15 protein-coding genes and 1 pseudogene are annotated in these 18,334 nt (G+C 37.9%); 12 read left to right on the plus strand and 4 right to left on the minus strand.

Annotated features, from left to right (window positions below; all coding sequences use genetic code 11):
- The first annotated feature begins 1 nt into the window (after nt 1).
- The 4 genes from B5D82_RS15435 (at nt 2) to B5D82_RS15450 (ending at nt 1,653) form a co-directional block, all read left to right on the plus strand.
- Complete coding sequence (locus B5D82_RS15435) at nt 2-388, plus strand: VOC family protein (protein WP_081152775.1); 387 nt, start codon at nt 2-4, stop codon at nt 386-388.
- Nucleotides 389-520: 132 nt separating this feature from the next.
- Nucleotides 521-781 (plus strand): DUF5062 family protein, encoded by a 261-nt coding sequence (locus B5D82_RS15440; RefSeq protein WP_081152777.1) that lies wholly within the window; start codon nt 521-523, stop codon nt 779-781.
- 130 nt (nt 782-911) lie between these two features.
- Nucleotides 912-1,124, plus strand: a complete 213-nt coding sequence (locus B5D82_RS15445; protein WP_081152779.1) for a DUF2986 domain-containing protein — start codon at nt 912-914, stop codon at nt 1,122-1,124.
- A gap of 16 nt (nt 1,125-1,140) precedes the next feature.
- On the plus strand, nt 1,141-1,653 hold the full coding sequence (locus B5D82_RS15450; RefSeq protein ID WP_081152780.1) for an AAA family ATPase: 513 nt from the start codon (nt 1,141-1,143) through the stop codon (nt 1,651-1,653).
- A gap of 78 nt (nt 1,654-1,731) precedes the next feature.
- Here B5D82_RS15450 and B5D82_RS15455 read toward each other — a convergent pair.
- Nucleotides 1,732-2,899 (minus strand): IS3 family transposase gene (locus B5D82_RS15455; protein ID WP_094122816.1). Its coding sequence is split into 2 segments (ribosomal slippage): nt 1,732-2,641 and nt 2,640-2,899, totalling 1,170 coding nucleotides; the frame shifts between segments, so codons are not numbered across the junction.
- Nucleotides 2,900-3,048: 149 nt separating this feature from the next.
- Between B5D82_RS15455 and B5D82_RS15460 the strand changes: the two genes are divergently transcribed.
- Together B5D82_RS15460 and B5D82_RS15465 are read left to right on the plus strand one after the other, a co-directional pair.
- Nucleotides 3,049-3,306, plus strand: coding sequence for a hypothetical protein (locus tag B5D82_RS15460; RefSeq protein WP_216628997.1), 258 nt, complete (start codon nt 3,049-3,051; stop codon nt 3,304-3,306).
- Nucleotides 3,307-3,330: 24 nt separating this feature from the next.
- A pseudogene (locus B5D82_RS15465) lies at nt 3,331-3,645 on the plus strand (alcohol dehydrogenase catalytic domain-containing protein); the annotation flags it as partial.
- 209 nt (nt 3,646-3,854) lie between these two features.
- Here the strand turns inward: B5D82_RS15465 and B5D82_RS15470 are convergent.
- On the minus strand, nt 3,855-6,275 hold the full coding sequence (locus B5D82_RS15470) for a TonB-dependent receptor domain-containing protein (protein WP_081152784.1): 2,421 nt from the start codon (nt 6,273-6,275) through the stop codon (nt 3,855-3,857).
- A gap of 382 nt (nt 6,276-6,657) precedes the next feature.
- Nucleotides 6,658-8,031: an MFS transporter gene (locus B5D82_RS15475; RefSeq protein WP_094122817.1), complete on the minus strand. Its 1,374-nt coding sequence runs from the start codon at nt 8,029-8,031 to the stop codon at nt 6,658-6,660.
- A gap of 393 nt (nt 8,032-8,424) precedes the next feature.
- On the opposite strand from B5D82_RS15475, the gene gtfA reads away from it, so the two are divergent.
- The 4 genes from gtfA to B5D82_RS15500 all read left to right on the plus strand — a co-directional run bounded on the left by gtfA (nt 8,425) and on the right by B5D82_RS15500 (nt 15,333).
- Complete coding sequence (gtfA, locus tag B5D82_RS15480; RefSeq protein WP_081154543.1) at nt 8,425-9,900, plus strand: sucrose phosphorylase; 1,476 nt, start codon at nt 8,425-8,427, stop codon at nt 9,898-9,900.
- A gap of 130 nt (nt 9,901-10,030) precedes the next feature.
- A complete protein-coding gene (locus B5D82_RS15485) occupies nt 10,031-11,065 on the plus strand; it encodes a LacI family DNA-binding transcriptional regulator (RefSeq protein WP_081152787.1) in 1,035 nt (344 codons plus the stop codon).
- A 442-nt stretch (nt 11,066-11,507) separates the two neighbouring features.
- Nucleotides 11,508-11,909 carry a hypothetical protein gene (locus tag B5D82_RS15490; protein ID WP_157673913.1) on the plus strand — a complete coding sequence of 134 codons (402 nt, stop codon included), beginning with the start codon at nt 11,508-11,510 and terminating at the stop codon, nt 11,907-11,909.
- 1,486 nt (nt 11,910-13,395) lie between these two features.
- Nucleotides 13,396-15,333: a S9 family peptidase gene (locus B5D82_RS15500; RefSeq protein WP_157673914.1), complete on the plus strand. Its 1,938-nt coding sequence runs from the start codon at nt 13,396-13,398 to the stop codon at nt 15,331-15,333.
- A gap of 353 nt (nt 15,334-15,686) precedes the next feature.
- On the opposite strand, the gene B5D82_RS15505 is transcribed toward B5D82_RS15500, so the two are convergent.
- A complete protein-coding gene (locus B5D82_RS15505) occupies nt 15,687-16,496 on the minus strand; it encodes a crotonase/enoyl-CoA hydratase family protein (RefSeq protein ID WP_081152793.1) in 810 nt (269 codons plus the stop codon).
- 213 nt (nt 16,497-16,709) lie between these two features.
- Here B5D82_RS15505 and B5D82_RS15510 point away from each other — a divergent pair, with 213 nt between their 5' ends.
- Nucleotides 16,710-17,756, plus strand: coding sequence for an isoaspartyl peptidase/L-asparaginase family protein (locus B5D82_RS15510; protein WP_081152794.1), 1,047 nt, complete (start codon nt 16,710-16,712; stop codon nt 17,754-17,756).
- Entirely contained in the window at nt 17,749-18,270 is a 522-nt protein-coding gene (locus tag B5D82_RS15515; RefSeq protein ID WP_245807487.1) for a CreA family protein, read from the plus strand. The genes B5D82_RS15510 and B5D82_RS15515 overlap by 8 nt, the downstream gene beginning before the upstream one ends.
- The last annotated feature ends 64 nt before the right edge of the window (nt 18,271-18,334 follow it).

The following is an 18,334-nucleotide window of genomic DNA, read 5'->3' on the forward strand; positions in this document are numbered from 1 at the left end:
CATGATAGGTTACGTTACTTTAGGTACCAATAATTTAGACCGAGCGGTAGCATTTTATGATGAGCTTTTTGCCACCATAGGCGCAGGCCGATTTCTAGAAACAGAACAATTTGTTGCTTGGTGCAAGTCACCAGAATCTCCTGGCGTTTCAGTCACTAAACCCTTTGATGGTCAGCCAGCAACGGTGGGCAACGGTGTTATGGTTGCCATCATGCTTGACTCAACTGATGAAGTCGATGCATTTTACCAAAAAGCACTAGAGCTAGGTGCTACATGTGAAGGCGCTCCTGGCCCACGCGGTGAAATGGACGGCTTCTATGCCGGTTACTTTAGAGATTTAGATGGCAATAAGCTAAACGCCTTTTATGTTGAAATGCCAGCAGCATAATTCTTTATATGGGTATTGTGTGCTTAAAACCGCTATATCTTGTTTGAAGTAAATGATCACTAAAGCTCAGGTTCAATCTTCTAACTGATACCTGAGCGAGTTATAAAAATACAATAGGAAAAAACACAACAAATGAAGAAGTTAAAAAATGAAGCAGAATTATTGAAAAAAGCCATTGTTATTGGTGAAGGCTACGCGAAAAATCGGGGTTATAAAGGCTTTGCAGCTACAAATGCAGCAAAGGAAAAAATTGAAAGTTTATATCGTTTACTCGTCAATGATAAACTTATACAGCCGTTGCCAAAAGATGGTGAAGACCTAGCAAGTATGAAGCATAAGTTAGCGTTATGGATCGCTAAACAACTACCAGCAGATCATCCTTTGCTTAAATAGTTAAATAGTTAAATAGTTAAATAGTTAAATAGCTCAACACCTGAGCAATTAACTAAACATAGAATTCACGACAACTAGCGAATTGAATTAGTCCGCAGTTTTAAGTAATCAACAGAAGAATAATCGTTATATGAACCGTAAAAAGAAAATTAACCAAACCTTAAAATCCAAAATTAAAAAAATGAATGCTAAATTGCAAAATTCGAGCAAGCCTAAATATGTTTCAAAGGCTGAACGTGCCGCTATAGCAGCAAAAGAAGCTGAAGCTAATTTAGCTATAGGATCAAATGAAAATACCTCGGCAAATGATATGGACAGTATTGCTGAAAGCGAAGAAAAATGAGGCCTAATATATTACTATGTTGGAAGCTAGTTGTGAGGTTAAAAGAATTGTAATTTTTGGCAATTCTGCATCAGGTAAGTCTAGCTTGGCAAAAATGCTCGCTGAACAACATCAACTTGCCCATTTAGATTTAGACACCTTAGCTTGGCTTCCAATAACAGAATATTCATCCATGCCACAGCGTCAAAGCGTCGATATTTCTGTCAGTGAAATAAACACCTTTATTAAGCAAAATAACCAGTGGGTGATAGAAGGCTGTTATAGTGATTTACTCAGCCATTCGCTAGAAAAGTGCAGCGAAGTCATATTCTTAAATCTACCGATTGAACTTTGTTTTAGCAATGCGAAAAACCGTCCTTGGGAAGCCCATAAATATAAAACTAAAGCCGATCAAGATAATAACTTACCTATGCTGCTTGATTGGATCTCCCAATATGAAAGCCGTACAGATACCTTTTCAAAAGCCGCCCATAAAAAGCTTTATGACGAGTTTATTGGTAAGAAAACACAGCACATTGATAATCAGTAACTTTCAACTATAAGTCGTAATATGTTGTCGTTTAATTATGACCTGGTCAACTAAATTCAGACACCCTAGTTAAGTTCGCTAAGCTACCTTTTTCAGTTCTCTTTCTTTACACTCAAATTCATTGGGGTTTTGATAACCAAGATATGAGTGCATTCTTTTGCTGTTGTACCACATCGTGATGTAGTTCAGCACATCTTGTTGAGCTGCATAACGTGTTCGATAGTTACGCCAATGCACGCGTTCTTGTTTTAAACTACCAAAGAAGCTCTCTGCTACCGCATTATCCCAGCAGCAACCTTTCTTACTCATACTACCAACAAAGCCATGTAACTTGAGTATTCGTCTATATTGATGACTCGCATATTGAACACCTTGATCTGAATGTACTATCAGTCCAGCCTTTGCTTTTCGTTGCCACATTGCCATGGTGAGAGCATCACAAACAAGTTGAGCTTTCATTCTTGAACCCATGCTCCAACCGACAACTTTACGAGAGTATAGGTCGATTACTATCGCCAAATAAAGCCAGCCTTCTGAAGTCCATATGTAGGTAATATCTTGCACCCACGCTTGGTTAGGTTGTTGCACATCAAAGTCTTGCTCAAGTTCGTTCGCGTACACGGGCTTGTTGTGTTCGCTGTTTGTCGTTGCTTTATATTTTTTCTTGTAACGTACCCAAACGTTTGCTTCTTTCATTAATTGCGCTGTTTTTCTACGGCTAACTGGGAAGCTGAGTGCATTCAACGCTTTCTGAATACGTCTTTCGCCATAAGTATTATCGCTAAATTTTGCAATATCTTTCACCCATTTCAGCATCTCTTGATGGGTTGTATCAATGGGTCTTTGAGCCTTTCTTTTCTGATAACTATAATAATTGTTACTTTTTATACCCAGTACTCGACACATCAGTATCACAGGCCAGATCTTCTTATGTTGGGTAACAAACGAGTATTTTACTTCGTTTCTTTTGCAAAGAAGACCGTCGCTTTTTTAATATCTCACGCTCCATTTCTAGGCGCTTTACTTGAGCTTTAAGTTTACGGATTTCATCTTGCTCTGGCGTTAGCTTTCCATTTCCTCTAAAAGCATGACCATCATCATTTTCAGCTTCTTTGATCCATCGACCAAGCACTTGAGCACTGACGTCTAAATTTCTAGCGGCTTCTGCTACAGCGTAGTTTTGATCTCTAACGAGTGCAATTGCATCTAGTTTGAATTCTTTTGAATAAGTTTTACGGTTTTTCATTTGTATCTCCAGTTAAGTCTATTATGTCTTAACTGGGGTAGTCGTATCAATTAGACCACGTCAAACGTTACTTAAATTTCTTATCAAATAACTCACCTGAAAATGGACTTGAGGCAGTTCTCCATATTTTTACAAAATTGAGGCAGTGGATGAAAGAATGCGCTCCCAATGGATGTATGTCGGTGTGTGCCCTTGGGGCATTTCCTGAACACGACCGTATTAAGCAAACTGTCAAAGCTCACAAACAAGATGTTAGAAATTTCTTGGGTAAACATAGCCTACGTATAGACTTAGCCACTCAGTTGTTTTTGCTTCATGAGGGGGTATCAAGCGCTTGGCCGGTATTTGGTGATGAAACTTTGAACTCCGCACAACAAACTATTTTAAGTTTATTAGGGGAAAGCTAATGATGAAAGCTATACCGAAAAAAAATGAAAGGCGCGCTACTAACCAGTCACGGAGGGCTAGATAAACTAGAATTACATCACGATATATCAACACCATCCCCCAAAGAAAGTGAAGTGTTGATTCGTGTTTCTGCTGCCGGTGTGAACAATACCGACATTAACACGCGAATTGGTTGGTATTCGAAGGACAACAATAGCAGCGACGATGCAAGCTGGAGTGGAAATTCGTTAGTTTTTCCACGTATTCAAGGTGCCGATGTTTGTGGTGAAATTGTCGCTGTTGGTAGTTTAGTTGAACCAAGCAGAGTGGGTGAACGGGTATTAATAGAGCCTTGTATAACTGTTAATTTGGTCACCTAAGTAGCAGTGTTATTATGTACCTCATCAAACTATATGGAAAATACCTTTATTTACTCTACAAATACCTTTCACCACTTTACGTTGAAATAATGACATTTTCGTCTCAATTCAGTGAATAAAGCCCAAAAAAAGCCCATATAAAATGGGCTTGTTCTTGCTACATTGTGTCTTACGTTGTTAATGACAAATTAAAAGTCGTATTTAAGCGTAATACTACTTGTTCTGCCGTTAATCGTTCTTGCTCTGATAATATCATTCGCAGGAATGTTACCTTCTTCAGCTTCTGTTATACCTGTAGTATCAAACAGGTTATTAACATTCAACGCAATGCTAAACGTGTCTGAAAGGTAATATTGAGCGAAGGCATTTACTTGCGTGTAGCCATCAAATTTAAGGATATCGTCTGCACTTTGATCACCACCATCTTGCGCATAAGCTTCTGAAGTACCTATTAAGCTAAGACCCGCAGAGCCTTGTTCAAAGTTATAGCGCGTAGTTAGTGAATAAACAAAGTCAGCTTGTCTTCTTGGGGTATTTCCCACTGAAGCTGAATTTACGCCATCTTTGGTAATTTCTGCATCAGTCCAAGTAACATTACCACGAATATCAAAATCACCAATGTAATAAGCGCTTTCTAGCTCAAGACCATATGATTCATATACACGGTCAAAGAACTTTTGGCTTGTTGCTTCAAAGTTTTGCTCTTGCGTTTCAGCAAAGAAAGCCGTCGCAAATACCGATAGTTTATCTTGGCGAAACTTAATACCAGCTTCGAATTGGTCAACTTCATCAACAGCATCTTCATCGGCTACTGAGCCATCAGCGGCAATTTTACCAAAAGCTAAACGGTCAGCATTAGCTGTACCACCACGGCTTAGTCGACCAAAAACAGCTAAATCGTCATTTACAATGTAGTTAGCACCAATTGAGTAAGATGTGTAACTCCAATCATAATTTACAATAGAAGGCGCACTATTATTTACTGAAGATACGCTCATTTCAGGCACTGAAATCTCGCCGTCTCTGTTCATGTCTATTTCAGATTGCACTGCACCAGCATATGTACCTGTGGCTTCACCGCTGTCATGACGAACACTTGCATCGATAGTAAAATCACCAAAAACTGAGTTAATGGCAATATAAGGTGCTGTTACGTCATATTGAAGGTCATAGTTACGTGTACAACAGTTGCCCCACGCTGGAACACCATAAGCAATTAAACCACTATCAGAAAAACTTGTACCGTCAGCCGCTGCAACATTAATAAGTGCTGCGTTGTCGCCTTTAACTTCTGATAAATAAGAATTCCAAAGCCATGATTGCTCGATATTTTGTAATGACTTGTAATAACCAAAAGTAATGTTGGTATCACCAATAGTTTTTAATATTTTTAAGTCATTAACCATGAAATCTAAGTTGCTCATTTCAACATCAAAGGTATGAATACGCATTAAGTTAGCGCCAGTATAAGCATTACCTTGTTGAGGACCATTTGCATAAGTCAATTGCGCGCCTGTACCCGCTAAACTACCAGCAAGCGTTTGACTATCTTGAATGCTTTCTGGAAATGGCGAGGTAAAACTGCCTTTCGTGCTTGACGTTCTAAATCTGTTTTCAATCGACCAGTCATTACCCAAGTCAAATACAGCCTCTAAACCAACAGAGTCAACCGTTGGGTTCATGCCATCACGCATGTCTGCACGGCGAAGGTTGCCATCACCGTCAGTGCTTAATATTGAGGTGAAATATGCTGAATGAGGCGTATCTGATGAAGGGTCGAAACTACCCACTGACTTGCCATTTGAACTGGCTGGCATGGGTAAGTAAGCAATGGTTTTATCATCCAAGTGCTTGTAATAAAGTCTCACGTAACCTTTATCAAATTCTTTGGTAATGTTGGCTTTAATTTGTCCGCCTTTATTACCTGTATAACCCGCTTCTCTTGGTCCTTCACCTTGACGATAAAAACCACCAAGATGAAAATACATGCTGTCGTTTAGCTCGCCGCCAAACTCAAAATCTGTACGAGTATGATCGTAATCTAAACCAATGGTTGTCGCTACGCTGCCAGAATCAGACTCACCTGTTTTACTGATGATATTAATGATGCCGCCTGGAGCATTTGTTGCTAAAGTAGAAGCCGAGCCACCACGAATTGATTCGATTGATGACATTGTGCTATCGAGTCTAAGGAAAATATCGGCATTACCAAAAGCTATATCACCAAATTGTAAAATGGGTAATCCATCTTCTTGTAATTGTAGAAATTTTGCGCCACCAGCAGCCACAGGAAGACCACGTACAGCAATATTTGCGTTACCTTCACCACCAGACGACTCAGAACGAATACCAGGGATGGATCTAAAAGCTTCGGCTGAACTTCTCGGTGTTGTTACTTCAATTTGATCAGCAGATAAGCTACTTACTGAAACACTTGATGCCATAACAGTAGAACCTTTACCTGCGGCACCTGTTACAACTATTCGTTCAAAGTCTAAGCCTTTTTTTTCTATTGCGGCTTCATCGGTTATTTCTGCGGCACTTAAGCTTGAGCATATAGCTAAAGTTAATGTGCTCAATAGTAATTTTTTATATGTGAACTGTTGCATTTGGTCACCCCATGTTGCTTTTATAATATGTTTTTAATTATTAAAATAGTTATGTTTGATACTGTAATCCAACTTAATCGATTAAGTAATTATTATTGAAAATATGATTACTTTGCAAGCACTTTTTAAATTTAATTTATTTATTTTTATTATTCATTGATAACTAAGATGATTTTTAGATAGAACAACTAACAGCTATTGTTAGTTTATTAACTGTAGATTAATTTTGTAGAGCTACACGCCTTAACTCAGTTATGCCTTGGGAGCTTATTCCTATGCAGCTCTTCTACTATACAAGCTTATTGATTGCTTAGACTGTTAACGAATAAAGGGCATATGTAAATTTTCACTTACGCCCTTTATATTACATAACCTTGCTAGCTCAGCTGCGACGTTCAGCTAAATCACATTCAATTTGTGTTAATTGAGCGCGGTCAATTTTGTAGAAAAGTATCAGCACGGCTCCCAACAAGAAGAATACCGCGGGCAATATATTAAACATATAACGAATACCTTCAATTGACTCAGGCGTTTGGGTTTGATTAGCAACAAAGCCGAATGCAGCAAGAATAAAACCCGGTAATGCACCACCTAAAGCAGAGCCAAACTTCAATGAGAACATAGAAGCTGACACCGTTAAACCTGCACTATTGTTACCTGTTTTCCATTCCCCGTACTCTACACAGTCGGTATACATGGTGAATAACAAGGTGATTGCAATACCAAAGGTAATAATCCCTAAGGTATGAACTATGGTTGTAAGTGCGACATTATCTGGGGAGATAGTAAAGCCGAAAAATAATAATATTGCATGGAAGAAATTAGTAACAAACATTAATTTATGTTTTTCAAAACGAGCAACCAACATGGGGGTAATCAGCGCACCGAATAGCTGGCCTAGCAAACCACATGAAATAATAAATGTTGTTTGGTCCATCCACAAAAATACATTACTTCCGTCGTCATTCATATAATATTTAGTGTAATAAGCGATTGACGCAAAACGTGCAACCAAGCCAACAACAATAAAAACCCCAGTGCCCACTAGTATCAACCATGACTTGTTCTTCAATAAAGTTGATAGATCATCTTTGATACTAGCCTCATGCTTTTTAGGCATGACTCTTTCTCTGGTAACTGCAAAGGTATACCAAAAAACGGCGACGGAAAGCACTGCAAATAAAATGATAGTTAAGCGAAAACCAAGTAGTTCATCGCCACCCCCTAAAAACTCAACTAAAGGCTTTGCGGAAGCCCCAACCACTAGCGAGCCTATTGAGGCAAAAATAAATCTAAATTGTGCCGCTTTAGTCCGCTCGCCTGATTCAGGATGAATAACTGCCATGAGCCCTGAATAAGGAACATTAATCGCGGTATAAGCTAGCATGACCAATGAATAAGATACGTAAGCAAAAATTAATTTACCGGTGTCACCAAATTCAGGACCTAAGAATAAAAGGTAACCAAGCAATGCATAAGGAATTGCCATCCAAAGCAAGTAAGGGCGATACTTGCCCCACTTAGTGGTTGTGCGGTCAGCAAGTAAGCCCATAGCAGGATCACTAATGGCATCAATAACTTTTGTCACCAATAACATGGTTGCTGCTGCAGCAGCAGAAATACCGTACACATCCGTGTAATAATAAAGCAGGAACAGCGCAAAGAACCCCATATAGAAGTTTGAAGCCATATCCCCCATGCCATAACCTACCTTTTCTTTAAAAGATAATGGCCCCGTATCAAATTTTGTTGTCATAATTATAATTCCCCAAACTACACCCTTAACACCACACTAAACAACACTCTAAACAAAGATTAACAACACAGTTAACACTTTGTAGTGTGTATATTTGACCATGTAATACAATTGATTTTTATTGTTGATGGTTTTTAAGCTAACTGAGCCAAAAATATAAAACGCTTTATCAAATAAAGAGGCAAATGCATATAGACTCGCTATATTCTATTTATTTAACAAAGGGTTTTTAGCAAAATAATAGCTAAAAAATTAACACCTTATTCAATGCGTATTCAATTCTTATCGTCTTAACAACTTAAAAAGTAAAAATTATTCTTGATTAAAGTTGCATAGTATATAAACATAAGCCTTAATCGATTAAGATGCAACTTGAAATTAAATGGTAAAGTTATGAAAAATAATGTTCAGCTAATCACCTACATTGATAGGTTAACCGGTTCAGATACTAAAACATTAAACAATATTTTAAATGATCAACTGGCAGATTTATTCTCTGGCATTCATTTATTGCCATTTTATTACCCTATTGATGGTAGCGACGCGGGTTTCGACCCGATAGATCACACCCAAGTTGACAGCCGATTAGGTAACTGGAACGATATAAAAGCATTAGGTGAAGGACATGAATTAATGGCCGATCTTATCGTTAATCATATGTCGGCTAAGTCTAAAGAATTTCAAAGTGTATTACAGTATGGTAAAGAATCTCCGTATTGGGATTTGTTTTTAACAAAAGATAAAGTGTTCCCTGGCGGCTTAAGTAAAAGTGATGCAGACAAAATATACCGCCCTAGGCCTGGCAGTTGCTTTACTAACTTCGCGTTACCTAATAATGAAAGTGCCGATTTTTGGACAACGTTTACTGATAATCAAATTGATATAGATATTACATCAGACAAAGGTAAAGAATATTTAATTCGTATTTTAAAAACATTTTCTGAAAATAATATTAAGATGATCCGCTTAGATGCGGCAGGCTATGCGCTTAAAAAAGCAGGCACTAGTTGCTTTATGCTAGATGAAACCTTTGAGTTCATTGATGAGCTAAGTAAGGCAGCAAATGATTTAGGCATTGAAACACTAGTAGAAATTCACTCTTATTATCAAACTCAAATTGAAATTGCACAGCGAGTTGACCGAGTTTATGACTTTGCTTTACCGCCTTTAGTGTTACACAGCATTTTTACTAAAGACTTTAGCGCGCTAACAAAGTGGTTAAATATTTCACCCAAAAATTGTATTACCGTGTTAGATACACACGATGGCATTGGTATCATTGATGTGGGCCCTATGAATGGTAAACCGGGCTTACTCAGTAATGATGAAATTGATAATCTCGTGAAAACTATTCATGTAAACAGCGCTGGTGAAAGCCAAAAAGCAACAGGAGCCGCCGCGAGTAATGTCGATTTATATCAAGTAAATTGTACTTATTACGATGCACTTGGCCAAAGTGATTTTGACTATTTAGTTGCCCGAGCTATTCAGTTTTTTGCACCAGGAACCCCGCAGGTATATTACGCAGGTTTGTTGGCGGAGAAAAATGCCATGGAATTATTATCTAAATCGAATGTTGGTAGGGATATTAATCGTCCGTACCTTGATAGTGCCGGTATTGAAGCAGCACTAAAGAAACCGTTTACCAAAGCGATGATCGAACTTATTCAATTACGTAATAATTGTACAGCTTTTAATGGTGAGTTTTCGATTGTCAGTGAAAAATCCACATTGAAAATGTCGTGGAAAAACAAGCAGCAGAGCATCAGGCTAATGGTTGATTTAGTCGAAAATATCGCACATATTGAAATAAATGAAGATAATAGTTCTCGTATTATCAGTTTAAATAACCTGTTAAATTTGTCTTAAGTAATGATGTATTACATATCATGCTAAATAGATATTAATACAGCGTTTTTTATATCGTAAAATCAGTAGTATAATAACCAGCAACTCTATAGTTGCTGGTTTTATATTAAAATAACGGTAAAAGGTAAACATGACTGACAAGAAAGTTTGGACGCTTAAAAGTGTTGCTAAAGAACTGAGGGTATCAAATGCCACCGTTTCAAATGCATTCAATAGACCTGACCAACTATCCAAAAATAAACGCATTGATATTCTTGAATCGTGCAAAAAATTAGGATATTCAGGTCCAAATAAAGCCGCCCAATCGTTAAGAAAAGGTCAGTCTAATATTGTGGCTTTAGTGCTGCCTGATAGCCTTGAATATATGGTAACAGACCCTGTAGCAAGTGACTTTGTGAAAGGGGTTTCGTCGGTTTTAGAGAAAAGTAAAGTCAACTTACTTTTGTTTTCAGGTATATCAGATAACATTAACTCTGTTGCTGATTTTGTTGATGGCTTTATTTGTTATGGCTCACCTAGAAATCCTGAATTAATAGAACAGTTAAGAGTGACTTCAAAAAAAGTCGTTACTGCCGATTTTGATATAGACCGCAATGCCTCTGTTGGAATAGATAATGAAAAAGCGGCTTATGAGATTGCAAAGCTTGCCATTAAATCAACCGATGATGAAGTTGCCATTTTAGGCTTAAGGCTACTAGAATCAGATCTGACTTGTCGTGTATATGAGTTACCCACATCTAGTAATGCCTTGTGTTCAATTTCTCATCAGCGTTTAAATGGCTATAGACAAGCACTTAAAGATTCGAATGTTAATTTAAGGTCTGATCGTGTTTGGAATCTTCCTAAAAGTAACCATCATTTTGCATTAATTGCGGCTAGGGAAGCGCTAACATCAACCCCTCGTCCTGATGTTTTACTTTGCATGAGTGATATTATTGCCTTGGCGGCAGTTAAAGAAATTCACGCAATGGGTCTTAAGATACCTGAAGATATTAGAGTGGTTGGCTTTGACGGCATTGATGAAGCTTTACGTTCAACCCCATCCATAACTACTGTGCATCAAAATAGTGAAGAAAAAGGCATTAAAGCTGCTGAGCTCTTTATTAATAGAGCCACTAACTCAGTTGTGATTTCTTATCACATAGAACATGGTAAAAGTTGTTAATCGGCGATTTATCGTAATATCTTTGATATTTAACATTAAGCTAAAGTCACAAAAATATAATTTAATCAAATGGTTACGGTTGTATTGTGATGAAGGTGATTGCATAGAAAGCTTATGTGGAAAAATGCCATTAATAGAATAATAATTGCTGTGTAGAAGGGCTTATTACCTATTTTCGTTTACATTTAGATATCGGTACAGAACTCAGAACGTCCGCTTGGACGTAATTAAGTGTTAAAGCGCTAAAGATCAATTACTGCAAACATTACAAGAACTTCTGGTATAGCTTCATATCAAGATAATGGTGTAAAACCAAACTCCTGTCCCGATTTTAAAATTAGATGTATGTCACCAATAGTGGCTTTGTTGTCTATCAAGGCAACGTTAGAGCTGCGTCTTATCAACACAATTGTTTTTTGTTTTTGCTGGCTACGGTCAGCCTATGAAGCTACTGTCTCCACATCAAGCTTGGCTTCAGCATATTACTGGTGCTGAAGTTTTTGTTATTCAGAGTGCTGAAAATTCAGAAAACTTTAAATTTGGCCTTGATTTTGTTTCACCTCTAATTACTGAAATTAAGCGACGAAATCCTGAAAAAGTACATTTTGTTGGTTTATCTATGGACGCTGTGCCTGCCCAAGCTTTAGCCCAAAGAGTAGAGGGGTCACACCTGCATTTAATCGCACCTATGACTAACTTTAGCCAATCGAGTAAAGCATTATGGGAGGACTTATACAGTAAGGTGTTTTACACTCAACTGATATCGATAGATACCATTGAGGAAGCCACTAAAATTATCTTTCGTGATTCTGAAATTTCCCCGGAAGATATTGATATTTTGTAAAAATTCAGCTGATAAAGTTCCCAAGCTATATATATACATCGACTAAAGACAGAGTAACACTTGCTTCTGATTAGACTGATATTGATAATAAGTATATTAAGATAAATAAATATGAAAATTAAACCATATTGAAATGGTGGCATTTTCCAGCCAGGATTTATTATCAGATTTTGTTTCCAACTTGTTAGGTAGAGAAGTCAATAAACGCGAAACAAAAACCCTTGGCATGATGTGTCAAAGTGATGATGAGGATTGTCTGAAGCAAATGAAATGCTATGAAACAGGTTGTGAAGCAGGTATTAAAAATTAATTTTTCCAATATATGGTTTTAATAACACATCTAAGGTCTGAGCGAGGAAGTTTGAAGTCATCCCAATTTGACTTCATGATTGGCGGTTTTGGTAGCTAAAGCTAGGCCTACGTTATTTGAACACGACAAAAAGACTAAGGAGCTATTAATTTTAAAGACCACTGTGTCGGATAAAGTGACTATTTAGGCAAGTAACAATTTTAGTCTTTTTTGAGTCTATTGTTGATATTAGCTTTTGAGAAAACAACAACATATTTAGGTTGATTCCAACCGAAATACGATGCTTTTGTTGGACTGGTTTAAGCTAACATAGCTGCCGTACACAATTTTCCTACAAAGAGCATATCTTTCGTAATTAGCCGAGATTAGCTTACATTTATAAAGTTAGTTCTCGCGTAAAGCCAAGGTAAACTCATCAAACGATTAAACCTATCTAACCAAAGCAATGAATCTACAACTAATCCTATTCTATAACTAGATTAACGTGTGCTGATACTCAAACCAGATCTACCAAAAGAATGGTTAAGTGGAACTGGAGTTACTCCTCATTTTCCAAAATTCGAATCACCACCACAGGGGAGCGTTACAGCATGGTTCACAATGGCTATCACCGCAATAGGTACTGACAAAGAGAAAGATTTTAATTTAGCTCTATTACCTGCAATTCAGGCGTATGAAAATCGTGATAAGGAGCGTACCCCCACATGGCTAGCTAAATACCAGTAGAGTTAGCCGAGTAGCTCTGTAATTGTGATAAACAACAAAACTATGTGCAACGAAAAAACATGAGAGAAATAGAGCATCAAGATGCCGAGGCCTGACATAAAAAATACAGGAGAATCTATTCTGAACTGCGATTCGTTGCGCAAACAAATAAAGGGGTCATAAGTTAAATGCGTACGCCCGTCATTGCTCATATCTAGCCTTGGGTTCTAAAAATACTGAATGACTATAAATTTGGATGTAACGACAAAATAGAGTTAGTCGAATTGGGGCTAAAGCAGACATTTTAGATTAATGAACTTGGAGTATACATTGAAGTATTATCGATCTAATTCTACACTTAGTTATTAATTATATTTTGCCTAATAATTAAAAATTTCACATAAAATAAGGATGTTAGACAGCATGTATTTTCCTAAAGAATTTTTATTGTTAACTCTTATAGTAAACTTAATGTCATGTGTTAACACAACGGATGACAACATAGAATATTCTGCTGGTGGGATGTCAGGTTATGATGAAAGCATTAAGGCAATAGAACCGTCTAGCGAAGGCGGTTCTATTAGTCTTGCTGGAGAACAACCGGTAGATATTTCTAGATTTTATACTGTTTTAAATCAGGCTCCAAGCGCCGCATCTTTGTCATATGATGGTAAAACCATAGCCTTTTTCTGGTCCATAACAGGTAAAAGACAACTTTGGACTATGCCTATTGACGGTGGACAGCCCAAACAATTGACTTTTGGTAATGGTGTAACTTTTTATCGATGGGCAAAGAATACAAATAATATAATTTACGGCGCAGATAATAATGGTGATGAACAAGAAGCCTATTACCTTATAAGTTCAAGCGGCAATCAAGAATCCCTTATTTTACCCTCGGTCTCTGGTGGCTTTCGAATGTTTGGTGGTTTTATGGGTGAAAACACCATAGTTTATGCATCGTCAGAAAGAAATAAGTTAGACTTCGACCTATATCAAGCTGACCTCACTGATGGAAAAAGTAAACTTTTACTGCAGGGTAAAATGGGGTTGTTTGCTCGTTCAGTTTCACCCGATGGTAAGCATATATTAGTAAGTGAATTAGTTGGCGAAGATTCAGATAACCTTTATTTATTAACTACAGGCACAAACCAATTAAAGCCACTTTCTGTACCAACACGCAGAGCAGCACATTCAAGTGGCGGTATTAGTTGGACAAACGATAGTAAAGGATTCTATTTATCGAGCAACCTTGATGCAAATTATTCATCGCTACGTTACTACCGTTTAGGTGAAGGTTTTAATACCTTAATAAAGGCTAAAGGTGATATTGAATATGTAAAATTGTGTGGTAAAAATAATAGGTTCTTACTTTGGAGTGTTAACCAAGGTGGATATAGCAAACTTTTTATAAAGGATAATGAGACTCAGGTAACTAAGGCACTCGCTGAAAATTCGAAAGGTGTTATCTATGTATCTTGTAATGCGAATGTCAATAAAGCAGTTGTATCTATAAATGAATGGAAAAATCCTGGCGAAATTATCGTTGTCGATTTAGAGAAACGCATTGAACAAACCGTGTTTGAAACTAATATGGCTGGAGTAGACTCTGAAAACTTAGTAGAACCTAAAAGTATTACCATGAATGCTAGAGACGGGGTTCAATTGCAAGGATTGCTTTATCTGCCAAAGCTAGAAACAGTTAAAGGTGAAGGCCTTCCTCCTGTAGTTTTCTCTGTACATGGTGGGCCAGCAGGTCAATCTCGTCCAGTGTTTAGTCCTCATGCCCAATATTTACTTGGACGTGGTATTGCCGTGTTTTATCCAAATGTTCGAGGCTCTACTGGCTTTGGACATAACTATGTAACTTTAGATGATCAACAAAATAGATTACATAGTATTCGTGATCTTGTTGATATGCTCGATTTTTTGAAAAAAGAAGGTAGTGTCGACACCGAACGTGCTGTTATTCGAGGTGGTTCGTATGGTGGATATGCTGTAAATGCTGCGTTGGCAAATTACCCCGGTAATTTTATTGCGGGTATATCACTTTTTGGCGTATCGGATTGGGTCACCGCATTGCAAGTCGCTTCTCCCTCGTTAAAAGCGAGTGACCGTATAGAGTATGGTGATATCACTGATGCTAAGTGGCTTGAATATTACAGCAAGAACTCTCCTATCAGGCAAGCGAATAAAATTGATGTGCCTGTACTATATTCTCACGGTGTTAGAGATCCTAGGGTTGATGTGTCAGAAACTGAAGTGATGGTGAAAACCTTAAGAAAAAATGGCGTTAGAGCGGATTATATTCGATTTTTAGATGAAGGACATGGTTGGCGTAAATTTGAAAATAGGTTGTTTTATGCTCGTGAAGAAGCAAAGTTTTTAAACGATATATTCGCAAGGTAAGACTATAAAAATAGTGTAGCGATGTCATCGATTGAGTTTTAAAATATAAGAGAAAGTGAGCGGCTCAGCTTGACCAGAACATAGCCCTATTTTAGGTGTTTTGAAGTAAGCCCATGCTATTATTTGAACGACCTTTCTTGTGACTTTGTTGTCTATCAAGCTGAAATAAGCTCAACGTCTTTTTAATGCCAAAAGTAGCTCAAAATATAAAGGCAGTTAATGATTATAATTTTGGAAAAGAAGACGTGTTACTTTAGCTTCGACAGATATCAATCCTTGGCTGAACCACATTATAAAAGGGTAATATTTATCTAACAGCATCACGCTGGGCTGGTCATTTAAATAGTGGTTATCTACCACTTCTTACGTGTCAAAAAAGCCTTGTGTTGTTCAGCTTCATGGGTTTGATTATAAATTTTTCGATGCACATTCTTACCCATTAAAATTCTAATCTGATAGTAAGACTCTCGAAACAGCGCGATACCTTTGCTGCCTTTCCAACTTTTGTTATATAGCCTTTTATTTGCGGCAATGGCATCTGGAGATTGTGACACCAAGGAAAGTGCGAAAGCTTGAGCATCGGCGAGTGGTGTTGTTGTTATTTCGGTCACTAAATTTAAGGCTAATGCTTGTTCACCAGTAAACATTTCTGCTGTCATGGCGAGTTTTTTCGCTTGGTCAATCGCCATCAGGTCTCGCAGAGCTATTGTGCCGCCCATATCAGGAATTAATCCCCATTTACCTTCTAAGATAGAGAGCGAGCTGTCAGGTGTGGAAAATCTAAAGTCTGCGCCTAAGGCGATTTGTAAACCACCTCCCCAACAGCGACCGTGAATAGCGCAAATAACGGGTACGGGAATAGTTTGCCAACCGGTTGAAACCACTTGCGCTAAATTAGATCGCCAAGGTAAAACTTTAAAGAGTAGTTTTAGCATGTTCATTGGCGATTTCATGATGGACTTTACGTCTAAGCCGGAACAAAAATCGTCACCATTACCCGATACGATAACCGCACGTATTTCACGGTTTTTACGCAATATTTTAATGGTGCTACGAATGGCAATAAACATCGGCATATCTAGCGCATTAAGCTTGTTAGCGCGATTCAGTTTAACGTGGGCGATGTTATTGGTGATCTCTACACTTACGCGTTGTTCGGTCATGATAATCCTTAGCGTTATAAGCGATTGGCCTATAAAGATAATATAATGGTATGACCAGTACAATAACGAAAGAGTTTAATGATGTCTACATTGAGTCGGTTTTCTAAGTGCTGAAAGCTTGTAAATATATAGAATTTATCGCACATTGTATTTATAGCAATTAATCACACCATTATGGCGTCAAAATCACATGAAAAATAACGGCGAAATTAAATGAAAAATAAAATTATTTTATCGACCATCTTAAGCATAGCAAGTACACCACTATTTATGGTGAATATGGCGCAAGCTCATCAAGAGCAAGCTTTCGCTATCGCCATACATGGCGGGGCAGGCACGATAAATAAAAGTAAAATGACCGAAAAAAAGCGTAAAGCTTATGAAGATAAGCTAAAGGAAGCACGTGATACCGGTTATGCCTTGTTAGCGGATGGAAAATCTAGCCAAACAGCGGTGATTGCAGCGATTCAAATATTAGAAGATTCGCCATTGTTCAATGCTGGCAAAGGTGCGGTTTACACTTTTGATGGCGAGCATGAACTTGATGCGTCAATTATGAATGGTAAAACCTTAAATGCCGGCGCAGTATCGGGTGTAAAAACGGTTAAAAGTCCCATAGCGTTAGCAGAAGCTGTGATGGAAAAATCGGTTCATGTCATGCTTAGTGGTGAAGGTGCTGAAGTTTTTGCAAAACAACAGGGCTTAGAAAGTGTTGAAAATAGTTATTTTGACACTGATGCGAGATACCAGTCGTTATTAAAAGCGAAAAAGCAGCTGGCGGAGAAAGAAAAAGAGTTAAAAGATTTTCAAGCGGCACACCAAACGCTAAACAATGAATATAAATTTGGTACCGTTGGCGCAGTGGCGCTTGATAAATCAGGCACTATAACCGCCGGTACGAGTACAGGTGGTATGACCGCTAAACGTTTCGGTCGTATTGGAGATGCGCCTATTGTAGGTGCCGGTACTTATGCTAATAATGACAGCTGCGCGGTTTCAGCAACGGGACACGGCGAATACTTTATTCGCTATCATGTGGCGGCTGATATTTGTGCGCGCATGCAATATCAAGGTATTAGTCTTGAAAAAGCGGCTGATGTAGTGATAAATGATGTGCTAGTTAAAGCGGGCGGCTCTGGTGGTGTTATTGCAATAGATGTCGCGGGTAATATCACTATGCCATTTAATAGCACGGGTATGTATCGTGCGAGTAAATCGTCAAATGGTGAAGAATTTGTTGGGATATTTAAAGATGATTAAAAAACATAACATGCAAAATGTAGCGCCGAAAAAATTACTAACTGCTAAAGTTTGTCTAGGTTTGGTTTTTGGCTTAGTACTTGTGGGTTGTTCAGATGATGTGGGTAAAGTCAGCTTAGGACTATTTACCACGAAAGACGTGGTGATCAAAGCTAATCAAGACCCGATTGTAACGGGAGTAACTTGTCATATTAGTCATGTAGAAGCTGATTTAGACTTTTCTGATCCCTCAGATATGAGTATTGCTTGTCGACAAACCGGTGAAATAACAGCTGAACATCTTGCTCAAATAGATCGCTCAAAAAATGGTGAAGTGGTTTTTAAAGAGTCAAAAAGTATTTTATTTAAAAGCTTAAAAGTAAGACGTATTTATGATGCTGAAAATAAAACCCTAATTTACCTGTCTTATTCAACGAAAGAGTCGTCGGGCAGTCATCATCATTCATTATCAACAGTGCCTTTATATGATACTAAGGCTTGGCAATGGGCATTGGCTCAAAAGGTTAAAAACTAGTCGCTAATCTGATGATAATTTAACGCAACCCGTTTGGTATAAACCCTATTAGCTTTTGGCATTA

Source organism: Cognaticolwellia beringensis, assembly GCF_002076895.1.
Lineage (GTDB): Bacteria > Pseudomonadota > Gammaproteobacteria > Enterobacterales > Alteromonadaceae > Cognaticolwellia > Cognaticolwellia beringensis.

Bases quoted from the DNA above. Each gene is read 5' to 3' on its own strand.
- B5D82_RS15435 (WP_081152775.1), top strand. From the start codon at position 2: ATGATAGGTTACGTTACTTTAGGTACCAATAATTTAGACCGAGCGGTA.
- B5D82_RS15440 (WP_081152777.1), top strand. From the start codon at position 521: ATGAAGAAGTTAAAAAATGAAGCAGAATTATTGAAAAAAGCCATTGTT.
- B5D82_RS15445 (WP_081152779.1), top strand. From the start codon at position 912: ATGAACCGTAAAAAGAAAATTAACCAAACCTTAAAATCCAAAATTAAA.
- B5D82_RS15450 (WP_081152780.1), top strand. From the start codon at position 1,141: ATGTTGGAAGCTAGTTGTGAGGTTAAAAGAATTGTAATTTTTGGCAAT.
- B5D82_RS15460 (WP_216628997.1), top strand. From the start codon at position 3,049: ATGAAAGAATGCGCTCCCAATGGATGTATGTCGGTGTGTGCCCTTGGG.
- B5D82_RS15470 (WP_081152784.1), bottom strand. From the start codon at position 6,275: ATGCAACAGTTCACATATAAAAAATTACTATTGAGCACATTAACTTTA.
- B5D82_RS15475 (WP_094122817.1), bottom strand. From the start codon at position 8,031: ATGACAACAAAATTTGATACGGGGCCATTATCTTTTAAAGAAAAGGTA.
- gtfA (WP_081154543.1), top strand. From the start codon at position 8,425: ATGAAAAATAATGTTCAGCTAATCACCTACATTGATAGGTTAACCGGT.
- B5D82_RS15485 (WP_081152787.1), top strand. From the start codon at position 10,031: ATGACTGACAAGAAAGTTTGGACGCTTAAAAGTGTTGCTAAAGAACTG.
- B5D82_RS15490 (WP_157673913.1), top strand. From the start codon at position 11,508: ATGAAGCTACTGTCTCCACATCAAGCTTGGCTTCAGCATATTACTGGT.
- B5D82_RS15500 (WP_157673914.1), top strand. From the start codon at position 13,396: ATGTCATGTGTTAACACAACGGATGACAACATAGAATATTCTGCTGGT.
- B5D82_RS15505 (WP_081152793.1), bottom strand. From the start codon at position 16,496: ATGACCGAACAACGCGTAAGTGTAGAGATCACCAATAACATCGCCCAC.
- B5D82_RS15510 (WP_081152794.1), top strand. From the start codon at position 16,710: ATGAAAAATAAAATTATTTTATCGACCATCTTAAGCATAGCAAGTACA.
- B5D82_RS15515 (WP_245807487.1), top strand. From the start codon at position 17,749: ATGATTAAAAAACATAACATGCAAAATGTAGCGCCGAAAAAATTACTA.